This is a genomic window from Pseudomonas botevensis, from assembly GCF_019145475.1.
GTDB lineage: Bacteria > Pseudomonadota > Gammaproteobacteria > Pseudomonadales > Pseudomonadaceae > Aquipseudomonas > Aquipseudomonas botevensis.
The window spans coordinates 186,962-198,849 of record NZ_JAHTKI010000010.1 but is presented as its reverse complement, the minus strand read 5'-3'; the positions used below and the strand labels follow the sequence as shown (position 1 = coordinate 198,849).

At 61.7% G+C, this 11,888-nt stretch carries 10 protein-coding genes; 1 reads left to right on the top strand and 9 read right to left on the bottom strand.

The window, feature by feature from the left end:
- Positions 1 to 7: 7 nt before the first annotated feature.
- The 7 genes from aroB to KVQ74_RS15355 form a co-directional block, all read right to left on the bottom strand.
- A complete protein-coding gene (gene aroB / locus KVQ74_RS15385) occupies positions 8 to 1,108 on the bottom strand; it encodes a 3-dehydroquinate synthase (RefSeq protein ID WP_217831965.1) in 1,101 nt (366 codons plus the stop codon).
- A gap of 141 nt (positions 1,109 to 1,249) precedes the next feature.
- Positions 1,250 to 1,768 (bottom strand): shikimate kinase AroK, encoded by a 519-nt coding sequence (gene aroK / locus KVQ74_RS15380; RefSeq protein ID WP_217831963.1) that lies wholly within the window; start codon positions 1,766 to 1,768, stop codon positions 1,250 to 1,252.
- 4 nt (positions 1,769 to 1,772) lie between these two features.
- Positions 1,773 to 3,851, bottom strand: coding sequence for a type IV pilus secretin PilQ (gene pilQ / locus KVQ74_RS15375; RefSeq protein WP_217831962.1), 2,079 nt, complete (start codon positions 3,849 to 3,851; stop codon positions 1,773 to 1,775).
- A gap of 13 nt (positions 3,852 to 3,864) precedes the next feature.
- Positions 3,865 to 4,389 (bottom strand): pilus assembly protein PilP, encoded by a 525-nt coding sequence (locus KVQ74_RS15370; RefSeq protein WP_217831961.1) that lies wholly within the window; start codon positions 4,387 to 4,389, stop codon positions 3,865 to 3,867.
- Positions 4,386 to 5,009, bottom strand: a complete 624-nt coding sequence (gene pilO, locus KVQ74_RS15365; RefSeq protein ID WP_217831959.1) for a type 4a pilus biogenesis protein PilO — start codon at positions 5,007 to 5,009, stop codon at positions 4,386 to 4,388. The genes KVQ74_RS15370 and pilO overlap by 4 nt, the downstream gene beginning before the upstream one ends.
- Positions 5,006 to 5,572 (bottom strand): PilN domain-containing protein, encoded by a 567-nt coding sequence (locus tag KVQ74_RS15360; RefSeq protein WP_217831957.1) that lies wholly within the window; start codon positions 5,570 to 5,572, stop codon positions 5,006 to 5,008. The genes pilO and KVQ74_RS15360 overlap by 4 nt, the downstream gene beginning before the upstream one ends.
- Positions 5,572 to 6,636 (bottom strand): pilus assembly protein PilM, encoded by a 1,065-nt coding sequence (locus KVQ74_RS15355; protein ID WP_217831955.1) that lies wholly within the window; start codon positions 6,634 to 6,636, stop codon positions 5,572 to 5,574. The genes KVQ74_RS15360 and KVQ74_RS15355 overlap by 1 nt, the downstream gene beginning before the upstream one ends.
- Before the next feature lie 219 nt (positions 6,637 to 6,855).
- Here KVQ74_RS15355 and KVQ74_RS15350 point away from each other — a divergent pair, with 219 nt between their 5' ends.
- The gene (locus tag KVQ74_RS15350; RefSeq protein ID WP_404822685.1) at positions 6,856 to 9,294 is read left to right on the top strand and encodes a penicillin-binding protein 1A; all 2,439 of its coding nucleotides are present in this window, start codon (positions 6,856 to 6,858) and stop codon (positions 9,292 to 9,294) included.
- 354 nt (positions 9,295 to 9,648) lie between these two features.
- Here the strand turns inward: KVQ74_RS15350 and KVQ74_RS15345 are convergent, their stop codons facing one another.
- Together KVQ74_RS15345 and KVQ74_RS15340 are read right to left on the bottom strand one after the other, a co-directional pair.
- Positions 9,649 to 10,917 carry a malic enzyme-like NAD(P)-binding protein gene (locus tag KVQ74_RS15345; protein ID WP_217831951.1) on the bottom strand — a complete coding sequence of 423 codons (1,269 nt, stop codon included), beginning with the start codon at positions 10,915 to 10,917 and terminating at the stop codon, positions 9,649 to 9,651.
- A 181-nt stretch (positions 10,918 to 11,098) separates the two neighbouring features.
- Positions 11,099 to 11,881: a thermonuclease family protein gene (locus KVQ74_RS15340; protein ID WP_217831949.1), complete on the bottom strand. Its 783-nt coding sequence runs from the start codon at positions 11,879 to 11,881 to the stop codon at positions 11,099 to 11,101.
- Positions 11,882 to 11,888: the final 7 nt, after the last annotated feature.

Genomic DNA, 11,888 nt, shown 5'->3' with positions numbered 1-11,888 from the left:
AATCTTATTAACCTTTAAGCTGAGCCAGGGCGCGGTAATCCGCTCCCAGCGTGGCCTGTAGAACCTCTTTCGGATAATCGTCGGTCACCACTGCTTCGCCCATCCGGCGCAGCAGCACCAGGCGCAGGCGACCGTCGATCACTTTTTTATCAATTGCCATATGTTCGAGAAAATCGGCTTCGGTCATCTCTTCCGGCGGAATCACCGGCAGACCGGCCCGCTGGAACAGGCGGATGCCGCGATCACGCTCTGCGTCGCTGATCCAGCCCAGACGCGCGGACATCTCCAGCGCCATCACAGTGCCAGCCGCGACCGCCTCACCATGCAACCAGACACCATAGCCCATGTGGGTTTCGATGGCGTGGCCAAAGGTGTGGCCGAGGTTGAGGGTCGCGCGCACGCCGGACTCGCGCTCATCGGCACCGACCACCGCAGCCTTGGCCGCGCAGGAGCGCTCGATGGCGTAGGTCAGCGCTTGCTGATCCAGATTGCGCAGCTTGTCGACGTTGTCTTCGAGCCAGGTCAGGAACGGCTCGTCGCAGATCAGCCCGTATTTGATGACTTCCGCCAGACCGGCGGAAAGCTCACGCGCCGGCAGGGTGTTGAGGGACGCCGTATCGATCAGCACCACGTTCGGCTGATAGAACGCGCCGACCATGTTCTTGCCCAGCGGATGGTTGATCCCGGTCTTGCCGCCCACCGACGAATCGACCTGGGACAGCAGTGTGGTGGGGATCTGGATGAAGTCGACGCCACGCTGATAGCAGGCGGCCGCAAAACCGGCCATGTCGCCGATCACACCGCCGCCCAGGGCGATCACCGTGGTGCGGCGGTCATGACGGGCGGTCAGCAGGCCGTCGAAGATCAGTTGCAGGGTTTCCCAGTTCTTGAAGGCTTCGCCGTCCGGCAGGACGACGGAAATCACCGAAAACTGCGCCAGGCTGCGGGTCAGACGCTCGAGATAGAGCGGCGCAACGGTCTCGTTGGAGATGATTGCCACTTGCCGCCCATGGATGTGCGGAGCCAGCAATTCGGGACGGTCCAACAGGCCTTCGCCAATATGGATCGGGTAGCTGCGCTCGCCTAGATCGACCTTGAGTGTCTGCATGAGTCCCCACGATGAAGATGAAGCAGGCGTCCTGCCTGGAATTATCGAATGTTCACGGCATGTGCCGGTATGACGCCGCTCGCCTGCCATCCGCCACAACCCTCGACAGGACGCCGAGGATAGCGCATTTGCGACGGCACTTTAACGGGGCGGAAGCTGCTGCAGGCGTTCCAGGATATCGAGCACCACCATGCGTGGTGGCCGCTCGTCGGTTTCCACGACGAGGTCGGCGATTTCCCGATACAGCGGATCGCGCAGCGCCAGCAGATCGCGCAGGGTTTTCGCCGGATCGGCGGTGCGCAGCAGCGGGCGATTGCGATCACGGGAGGTGCGACCGACCTGCTGCTCGACGGAGGCGTGCAGGTACACCACCCGCCCGCCCGCATGCAGGGCCTTGCGGTTGGCATCGCGCATCACCGCGCCGCCGCCGGTCGCCAGCACCACGCCGTCGAATGCGCACAGTTCGGCGATCATCGCCTCTTCGCGGTCGCGGAAGCCGGGTTCGCCTTCCTTGTCGAAGATCCACGGGATATTGGCGCCCGTGCGCAGTTCAATTTCCTTGTCGGAATCTTTGAACGGCAGGCGCAGCTCTTTGGCCAGCAACCGGCCGATGGTGCTTTTTCCAGCGCCCATCGGTCCTACAAGAATCAAATTTCGCACAGAATCAACGACTCACAGCAATCGCCTGGTTATTCATGATACGCGGAGTGAGGAAGACCAACAGCTCGGATTTTTTCTCCGAAACCACATCACGCCGGAAAAGGCGGCCAAGATACGGCACATCGCCAAGAAATGGCACCTTATCTACGACTTTGCTTTGAGTATTTGAGAAAACCCCACCAATCACGATGGTCTCGCCGTCATTCACCAGCACCTTGGCGTTGACCTCGTTTTTCTTGATCGGCGGTACATCCTGCACTTTGTTCAGGTAGTCCGGTTCGTCCTTGGTGACCTTGACCTCCATGATGATGCGGTTGTCGGGGGTGATCTGCGGCGTCACTTCCAGCGACAGCGAAGCCTCCTTGAAGGACACCGACGTGGCGCCGCTGGAGCTGGCTTCCTGATAGGGAATCTCGGTGCCCTTGAGGATTTTCGCGGTTTCCTTGTCGGAGGTGACGACCTTGGGCTGCGAGACGATTTCGCCATTGCCGGTCTTCTCCATCGCGGTCAGCTCAAGATCGAGCAACACGTTGTCGGTGATGAACGCGATGCCGATCCCGGAGGTGTTGTTGACCGTGCCCATGTCGACGAACGGCGAGTTGGTGCTGGTACTGCCCGGCGTCCCGATGGTGGTCGATGAGCCGTTGCTGACCCCGGAGGTATTCCAGTTGCCCTTGTTCTGGATCGAACCGCCCCAGCGCACGCCCAGGCTCTTGTCGTAATCGACGTTGGCCTCGACGATCCGCGCCTCGATCATCACTTGGCGCACCGGAATATCCAGTTGCGCCACGATCCGCCGCAACTCGTCGAGGCGATCCTGGGTCTGGTAGGCAATGATGTTGTTGGTGCGCTCATCGACGGTGATCGAGCCGCGTTCGTCGACCTTCGCCTCGGCACTGGTCACCGACTGGAACAGCTTGGCGATGTCCGTGGCCTTAGCGTAGTTGACCTGCAACAGCTCCCGACGCAACGGTGCGAGTTCAGCAATCTGTTTCTGCGACTCCAGCTCCTGGCGCTCCCGGGCGGCGATTTCATCCGCCGGAGCCACCAGCAGCACGTTGCCGATCTTGCGTTTATCCAGGCCTTTGGTTTTCAGCACCAGATCCAGTGCCTGATCCCACGGCACGTTTTGCAGACGCAACGTGATACCGCCCTGAACCGTATCGCTGGCCACCAGATTGAGATTGGTGAAGTCGGCGATCAGTTGCAGTACCGAGCGCACGTCGATGTCCTGGAAGTTAAGCGAGAGCTTTTCGCCGCTGTAGCTGTTGCGGTCAACGTTGCGCTTGCGCAAATCGTCGACGGTCATCGGCCGAATGCTGACGGTCAGCTTGTTGTCGGTCTGGAAAGTCGAATAGTCAAAAGCACCGCTGGGCTCGACGGCGATCGTCGCCCGATCACCGCTGACGCTGGAACTGACGAATTGCACCGGAGTGGCGAAATCCTTGACGTCCAGCCGCACCCGCAGTTTTTCGGGCAGTTGGGTGCGGGCGAAGTTGAGGATGATCTTGCCGTCATGCTCCTGAATGTCCGGGGCGATGGCGGGATCCGACAGATCGATGACGACATTGCCCTCACCGTCCGTGCCGCGCTGGAAGTCCACGCCGCGAATCGCCCTGGCCGTCGGCGCGAAGGTTCTGGCCGGCGCCGGCGCGGGGGTTGCCCGCTGCGCAGCGGTCACCGGCCGTGGCACGGTGGCCTTGGTGCCCTGCCCGACCACCACGAACAGCGTGTTGCCCTCGACCCGGGCGTCGTACGGCGTCAACTGGGTCAGGTTGATGATCAGCCGCGTGCGATCCTTGGCCTCGACCACCGTGGCGCTGCGGGCATTACCGCTGCCCAGATCGCGGGTCTTGACTGCCAACTGACTGGCAACGCCGGGCAGATCGAGGGCGATCCGTGCGGGCGATTCGGTGGTGTAGCCCTTGGGCTGCGGCGGCGTGCCATCGAACGACAGCTTGAGTTCGACGCGGTCACCCGGCAGCGCCGCGACATCCAGCGCCTTGAGACTGGCCGCCTGTACCATCGGCGAAAGCAGCGCTATCCATAGCGAAAAACCGAGGGTGGAGAAAATCCTGTTCATTGTTCGACTTCCACTATGAGTGCTCTTTCAAAGGAATGGTGCGCGGTCGCTCCAGCCAGGCGCCTTCGCCATCGGGAACGATTTCGACCACATCGACCTGGCTGGCGCTGATCGCGACGATGCGGCCGTCGTTGCGCCCCAGGTAGTCGCCGACCTTCAACCGATGCACCCCGCCCGCTCCGCGCAGCAGCGCAAAGGAACCGGAGGCATTGGCGATCGTGCCGACCATCTCGAATTGCTCGATGTTGAAACCTTCGAGGTATTGCTTGACCCGGTTGGGATCCGGCTTGACGTTGCGCGAGCCCCGCTGCTGGCCCGCCAGGTCGACCCGCACCTGGCGTGAAAACGGACTGCGCAGGTTGGCAGCGCTGTAGGTGAACGTCGGGTACGAGCGGAATGTCGGGGTGGGTTCGATCTTGCCCGGCGGGCGCAGGCGAACCTCGTTCATGTAGGCGTCGAGGTCCTGGAAGTCGTCATCGCCACAGCCGCTCAGCGCGAGCATCAATATCGACAGGATGAGAAAACGGATCGGGCTCATTTTTGCAGCCCCTTGTCGTTGTAGCGATAGGTCTTGGCGAGGATGCTCATGCGCAACTTCGGCCCGCCCTCGGGATTAGCCGGTGCCAGTTCGAAATCGTGCAGGGTGACGATCCTCGGCAACCCGGCGACGCCGCTGACGAACGTGGCAAGGTCGTGATAGGCGCCGGTGACGGTGATCTGGATCGGCAGCTCGATATAGAACTGCTGGGTCACCTCCGGCAACAGCTTGATCTCCTCGAACTCCAGACCGCTGCCCAGCCCGGTGCGGGTGATGTCCTCCAGCAGGCCCGGCACCTCGGTATCGCTGGGCAACTGGCGCAGCAGCACACCGAACGAGTTTTCCATTTCCTTCATCTGCTGGATGTACAGCTCCAGATTGGCCGCCATATGCGCCTTGCTGGCGAACTGCTCCTTGAGTGTGCGCTCCTCATCGCGCTTGAGTTCGAGCTGGCTTTCCATGTCGCTGATGAAAAAGTTATAGCCCAGCGCCAGCACCAGGATCATCAACAGCGCACCGGCCAGGCCTTTCACCGCCGACGGCCAGGAACCGATGTTGCTGGTGTCCAGATCGTTGAAGTCGACACTGCGCAGACTGCTGAGCCATTCGGACGGTTTCATTGGTCGTCCTCCAGGGTCTTGGGCCGGGTCTGGCGCACGGTCAGTTGAAACACGTTGGCCTGATCCAGTTGCCCGGCCGTGGTCGCCTTCACTTCATTCAGGCTCGGCGCGTCGAACCAGTCGGACGCATCGAGATTGCGCATCAGGTCGGACACCCGATTGTTCGATTCCGCCGCACCGTTGATCGACAGGGTGTTGCCGACCATTTTCACCTCGGTGAAATACACCCCGTCAGGCAGGGTGCGCGCCAGCTGATCGAAGATCCGCCCGCTGATCTGTCGGTTGCCCTGCAAGTCCTGGATGATGCGCATGCGCTCCACCAGTTGCTGGCGATGGGCCTTGAGGTCGCTGATCTGCTTGATCCGTTCATCGACCACGGCGATCTGCTTGCCGATGTAATCATTGCGCGCCACCTGGCGGGCGATGGCGTTGCCGATGATCTGGTCGGCGATGAACACCGCACCGACCGAGCCGACCACCACGCCGATCAATGACAGCAGAAAGCGTTTGCGCCGCTCTTCGCGACGCTCTTCACGCCAGGGTAAAAGGTTGATCCGCGCCATCAGTCGAAGCTCCTGAGCGCGAGCCCGCAGGCAATCATCAGGGCCGGCGCATCGCTCGCCAAGGCCCCGGCGTTGACCTTGCTGCTCAAGGCCATGTCGGAAAAGGGGTTGGCGACCTGGGTCGGGGTGCTCAGGCGTTGCTCGATCAGGCGATCCAGCCCCGGCACCGACGCCGTGCCGCCGGCCAGCAGGATGTGATCGACCGCGTTGTACTGGCCCGAGGCAAAGAAAAACTGCAAGGAGCGCGACACCTGTTGCACCAGCGCCTCGCGAAACGGCTGCAGGACTTCGCCGACATAGTCGTCCGGCAGACCGCCCTGTTTCTTCGCCAGCCCTGCTTGCTCGACGGTCAGGCCATAACGCCGCTGGATCTCCTCGGTCAGCTGGCGACCGCCGAACAGTTGTTCGCGGGTATAGATGATCCGCCCGTTGTGCAGAACGCTGAGGGTGGTCATGGTCGCGCCGATGTCGACTACCGCCACGGTCAGGCGCTCCTGGGAGGCTGCCAGTTGCGTGGCGAGCAGGCCGAACGAGCGCTCCAGCGCATAGGCCTCGACATCGACCACCCGCGCAGTCAGCCCGGCAAGGGCCAGCGCCGCTTCGCGAACCTCGACGTTTTCCTTGCGACAGGCAGCGAGCAGCACATTGACTCGCTCGGGATTGCGCGGTGAGGCGCCCTGGACTTCGAAGTCGATGGCGACCTCGTCCAGCGGATAGGGAATGTATTGATCGGCCTCGATCTTGAGCTGGTTTTCCAGCTCGTCGTCGGACAGCCCGGCGTCCATCTCGATGACCTTGGTGATCACTGCCGACCCGGCTACCGCCACCGCGACGGTCTTGAGCCCGGTGCGCGCCTTGAGCAGCACCCGTGACAGCGCCTGGCCCACGCCTTCGAGTTCGGCGATGTTTTTCTCGACCACGGCGTTCGCCGGCAACGGCTCCACCGCGTAGGCCTCGACCCGGTAGCGGTCGCCCTGACGGCTCAACTCCAGCAGCTTCACCGAAGTGGAGCTGATGTCGATCCCCAGTAACGTATTGGCTTTTTTATTGAAGAGTCCTAGCACTACCAATTCCCTATGACTTTCCGTGAGTTACGGACTCTGTAATGAGCATTGCGTTCCCTCGCCCCGTCTTGACAGAAGCGCAAATGACGCCCCCGGCGGAAAAGTGCTTATAATGCCCAGCGTTTTTTTCCGCTTTTTACTGCCCGCGCAGGCCGTTCTGTGTGTTCCCGGAACCCTGTCGCCAAATTCATTCTTTGCCCTGGATGTCCAAAAGCCTTGATTCGTCTGCTGAAATTTTTCGGTTGGTCCATCGTCGCCGTTTTCTGCGGACTGCTTTTAGGTCTCAGCGGCGCGTTTCTTTACCTTAGTCCGGGTTTGCCATCTGTGGAGGCGCTGAGAAGCATTCAGTTGCAGATTCCGCTCCGGGTCTACAGCAGCGACAACAAGTTGATCGCAGAATTTGGCGAAATGCGCCGTACTCCGATCCGTTTCGCCGACATTCCCCCCAATTTCATCAATGCGTTACTAAGTGCTGAAGACGACAACTTCGCCAACCACTATGGCGTCGATCCGAGCAGCCTGATGCGCGCCGCGACCCAACTGGTGAAAAGCGGGCACATCCAGTCCGGCGGCAGCACGATCACCATGCAGGTGGCGAAGAACTTCTTCCTGACCAGCGAACGCAGCTTCTCGCGCAAGACCACGGAAATCCTTCTGGCGCTGCAGATCGAACGGCAGCTGACCAAGGACGAAATCCTTGAGCTGTACGTGAACAAGATCTACCTGGGCAACCGCGCCTACGGCATCGAGGCGGCGGCGCAGGTGTACTACGGCAAGTCGATCCGCGAGATCAGCCTGGCGCAGATGGCGATGATCGCCGGCCTGCCGAAAGCCCCGTCGCGCTTCAACCCGCTGGCCAACCCGGCACGCAGCAAGGAGCGTCGTGACTGGATCCTCGGCCGCATGTACAAGCTCGGCAAGATCAGCGAAGCGGACTACACCGCCGCGGTCAACGAACCCCTCAACGCCAGCTATCACGTACCGACGCCGGAAGTGAACGCGCCGTATATCGCCGAAATGGCTCGCGCCGAAATGGTCGGTCGCTATGGCAGCGATGCCTACACCGAAGGTTTCCGCGTCACCACCACGGTGCCGAGCAACCTGCAGGAAATGGCCAACACCGCGCTGCACGAAGGCCTGATGACCTACGACCAGCGCCACGGCTACCGTGGCCCCGAGTCGCGCCTGCCGGGCAAGACCCGCGAAGCCTGGGCCACCGAACTGACCAAGCAACGCACCATCAGCAGCCTCGAACCGGCGATCGTCACCCAAGTCGACAAGAACGGCGTGCAAGTGCTGACCCGCACAGGCGAAGAGCATGTGGCGTGGGACACCATGAAATGGGCACGGCCGTTCCTCAACACCAACAGCATGGGCGCCGCACCGCGCCAGCCGTCGGATGTGGCGCAGGTCGGCGACCTGATCCGCGTGCAACGTCAGAAGGACAATTCGCTCAAGTTCAGCCAGATTCCTCAGGCGCAGGGTGCGCTGGTGTCACTGGACCCGCAGAACGGCGCGATCCGCTCGCTGGTCGGCGGCTTCGCCTTCGAACAGAGCAACTACAACCGTGCGATGCAGGCCAAGCGTCAGCCGGGTTCGAGCTTCAAGCCATTCGTCTACAGTGCCGCGCTGGATAACGGCTATACCGCCGCCAGCCTGGTCAACGATGCGCCGATCGTGTTCGTCGACGAGTACCTGGACAAGGTCTGGCGCCCGAAGAACGACACCAACACCTTCCTCGGCCCGATCCGTCTGCGCGAGGCGCTGTACAAGTCGCGCAACCTGGTTTCGATCCGTCTGTTGCAAGCGATGGGCGTAGGCAAGACCATCGACTACATCACCCGCTTCGGTTTCAACAAGCAGGACCTGCCGCCGAACCTTTCGCTGGCGCTGGGCACCGCGACGCTGACCCCGATGGAGATCGCCACCGGCTGGAGCACCTTCGCCAACGGCGGCTACAAGATCACGCCGTACATCATCGACAAGATCGAAAGCCGCAACGGCGACACCCTGTTCGTTGCCAACCCGCCAAGCGTGCCTCAGGGCGGCGCGGCCACCGATGGCATCGCAGCGCCGGCCACACCGGCATTCACAGTCAATGCGACGCCGGGCGAGGCGCCGGGCAGTGCGGCGGTGCCGCAGGCTCCGGCGGTGGCCGAGCGGATTGTCGATGGCCGTACGACCTATATCCTCAACAGCATGCTCGAGGACGTGATCAAGCTCGGCACCGGTCGTCGCGCGCTGGCCATGGGTCGCGGTGACATTGCCGGCAAGACCGGTACGACCAACGAATCCAAGGATGCGTGGTTCTCCGGCTACAACGCCGATTACGTGACCACCGTGTGGACCGGTTTCGACCAGCCGGAAAGCCTTGGTCGCCGCGAGTTCGGTGGCACCGTGGCGCTGCCGATCTGGATGAACTACATGTCCGCCGCGCTCAAGGACAAGCCACCGCACACCCAGGCCGAGCCGGAAGGCATCCTGAGCCTGCGCGTGGACCCGGTGAGCGGCCGTGCGGCAACGCCGAGCACGCCGGGGGCGTATTTCGAGCTGTTCAAGGCTGAGGACACACCGCCGTCGGTGAACGAGATTGGCAATGGCGCCGTGCCGGGCAGTCCGCTGCCGGCGGATGAGCAGGCGCCGATCGACCTGTTCTGATCCCAAGCACAGAAAAGCCCCGCCTTCGAGAGAAGCGCGGGGCTTTTTGTTGCTCCGGGAAACGCATTGCACTTCAAGCCAGCCCCTCACCTCAGCCCTCTCCCGGGGCGAGAGGGCGCCGACCGAGTGGTCTTGCGTGATGCATCGACCTGAGTAATCGAGTCGATTGCAAGTTCAACCTGGCACTTTCAGGTCAGTGCAGATTGACCATGCACTGCGGCCAGTCCCCTCTCCCTCCGGGAGAGGGTCAGGGTGAGGGCCGGTCTTGAAACTGGAATGCATTATCGCGACCGACACAAAACAAAAAGCCCCGACTCAAAGAGCCGGGGCTTTCGGTTGAAGCGTTACAACGACTCAGCCGTTGAACACGTCATCCACGCTTTTCAGCGGGTAGTTCTTCGGATACGGCAGGGTCGCCACGCCGGTCTCGATTGCCGCTTTGGCCACAGCATCGGAGATCACGGTGATCAGGCGCTTGTCCATTGGCTTCGGAATGATGTACTCACGGCCGAATTCCAGGGAGATACCACCGTAGGCGTCGCAGACTTCCTGCGGCACTGGCAGCTTGGCCAGTTCGCGCAGGGCGTTGGCGGCGGCGATCTTCATTTCTTCGTTGATGCGCTTGGCGCGAACGTCCAGGGCACCGCGGAAGATGAACGGGAAGCCCAGCACGTTGTTGACCTGGTTCGGGTAGTCCGAACGGCCGGTGGCCATGATCACGTCGTTGCGGGTGGCGTGGGCCAGTTCCGGGGCGATTTCCGGATCCGGGTTGGAGCACGCGAACACGATCGGGTTGGCCGCCATGCGCTTGAGCTGCTCGGCAGTCAGCAGGTTCGGACCGGACAGACCCACGAACACGTCGGCGCCTTCGATGGCGTCGTCCAGCGTGCGCTTGTCGGTAGCGTGAGCGAACACCGCCTTGTACTGGTTCAGATCGTCACGGCCAGCGTGGATCACGCCGGTACGGTCGATCATGTAGATGTTCTCGACCTTGGCCCCCATGCTCACCAGCAGCTTCATGCAGGAGATGGCGGCAGCGCCGGCGCCCAGGCAGACGATCTTCGCCTCACCCAGGGTTTTGCCAGCGATTTCCAGGGCGTTGATCATGCCGGCGGCGGTCACGATCGCGGTGCCGTGCTGGTCATCGTGGAACACCGGAATGTCGCACTGCTCGATCAGAGCGCGTTCGATCTCGAAGCACTCAGGTGCCTTGATGTCTTCCAGGTTGATGCCACCGAAGGTGATGGAGATGCGCTTGACGGTGTCGATGAAGGCTTGCGGGCTTTCGGAGTCGACTTCGATGTCGAACACGTCGATACCGGCAAAGCGCTTGAACAGCACGCCTTTACCTTCCATCACAGGCTTGGAAGCCAGTGGGCCGAGGTTGCCCAGGCCGAGAATCGCGGTGCCATCGGAAATGACTGCAACCAGGTTGCCTTTGCCGGTGTACTTGTAAGCCAGTTCCGGATCGCGGGCGATCTCGCGCACGGGTTCGGCTACGCCGGGGCTGTAGGCCAGCGACAGGTCGCGAGCGGTAGCAGTGGCCTTGGTGAGCTCGACACTCAGCTTTCCTGGACGAGGATTGGCATGATATTCGAGAGCGGCAGTTTTCAGATCAGACATGTGGGCATTCCGCTTTTACTGTTGGACAGACTGGTCAGCGAGGATACGCGCCTCGCAAAGTCCCCACAAGACTGCCCGGTCACCCCTGTCAAGCGCCCTGCCCTACGACTTTGGGCCAAGAGCCACGGCGCACAAGGGCTTGACTGTTCACAATCAGCCGAAAAAATGTCTACAATTTTATTCAGCGGGACAACTCAAGCATGGACGAATCGGTTAATGGCAGCAGCCAGCGCGCCTGACCTGTTTTGAGTCCGCCACGTCGTGAGCGGTCAACGATCCAGCCACGAGCCTCGATCTGCCTGCCCTGCATGGCCAGCAAACGTGCGTTGTCGAATTGTTCGACCAGATTGGGCGCAACACGCAGCACCAGATCGCCCTGCAATTCGATGAAAATTCCGCCACGATTGCGCTGAATCTTGCTCACACGCCCGCCGACCACGGCGAAACCCGAGCGCTGAATCTGCTCCGCTTTCAGTACAGGAGACTGACGCCAGATACCTCGACCCGCACGCCGCGCCTCACGCTCGGCCGCTTGCTGACACGCGACGAGATCGACATTCGGCGCCACCGCGACCTGAAAACCGAGGCCATCGGCGAGCATTTGCGCTTCAAGATTGACGCCACTGGCGCTGTAGAGGTGGGCAAGGGTGCGGCCATAATGATCTTTTGCCTCTTTGCCAGGCAGTAATCCGACCCGCCCGCCGCTGTCGGCCACCAGCGCCTCAAGACGTTTGCGCGCCGCGACGGCGAACGGCTCATCGCTGCGGCCCTGCTTGCCCAGTTCGGGCGTGTTGAGCCCGATCATCCGCACGCTGCGACCATCGCTCAGGCGCAAGGTGTCGCCATCCACCACCCGTTGCACGGCGACACTGCTCAGTCCCGAAGGCGTCGGACACAAGGCCTGGGCGCCAGGCAGCCAAATCGCGGACACAAAAAAGGCGCCCGCAAGGGACGCCTTTTTCATCAGACCG

What these genes read in the sequence shown, in the direction of transcription:
- pilQ (WP_217831962.1), bottom strand. Translation starts at nt 3,851, where the DNA reads ATGAACAGGATTTTCTCCACCCTCGGTTTTTCGCTATGGATAGCGCTG.
- pilO (WP_217831959.1), bottom strand. Translation starts at nt 5,009, where the DNA reads ATGAAACCGTCCGAATGGCTCAGCAGTCTGCGCAGTGTCGACTTCAAC.
- KVQ74_RS15345 (WP_217831951.1), bottom strand. Translation starts at nt 10,917, where the DNA reads ATGTCTGATCTGAAAACTGCCGCTCTCGAATATCATGCCAATCCTCGT.
- KVQ74_RS15370 (WP_217831961.1), bottom strand. Translation starts at nt 4,389, where the DNA reads ATGAGCCCGATCCGTTTTCTCATCCTGTCGATATTGATGCTCGCGCTG.
- KVQ74_RS15360 (WP_217831957.1), bottom strand. Translation starts at nt 5,572, where the DNA reads ATGGCGCGGATCAACCTTTTACCCTGGCGTGAAGAGCGTCGCGAAGAG.
- aroB (WP_217831965.1), bottom strand. Translation starts at nt 1,108, where the DNA reads ATGCAGACACTCAAGGTCGATCTAGGCGAGCGCAGCTACCCGATCCAT.
- KVQ74_RS15340 (WP_217831949.1), bottom strand. Translation starts at nt 11,881, where the DNA reads ATGAAAAAGGCGTCCCTTGCGGGCGCCTTTTTTGTGTCCGCGATTTGG.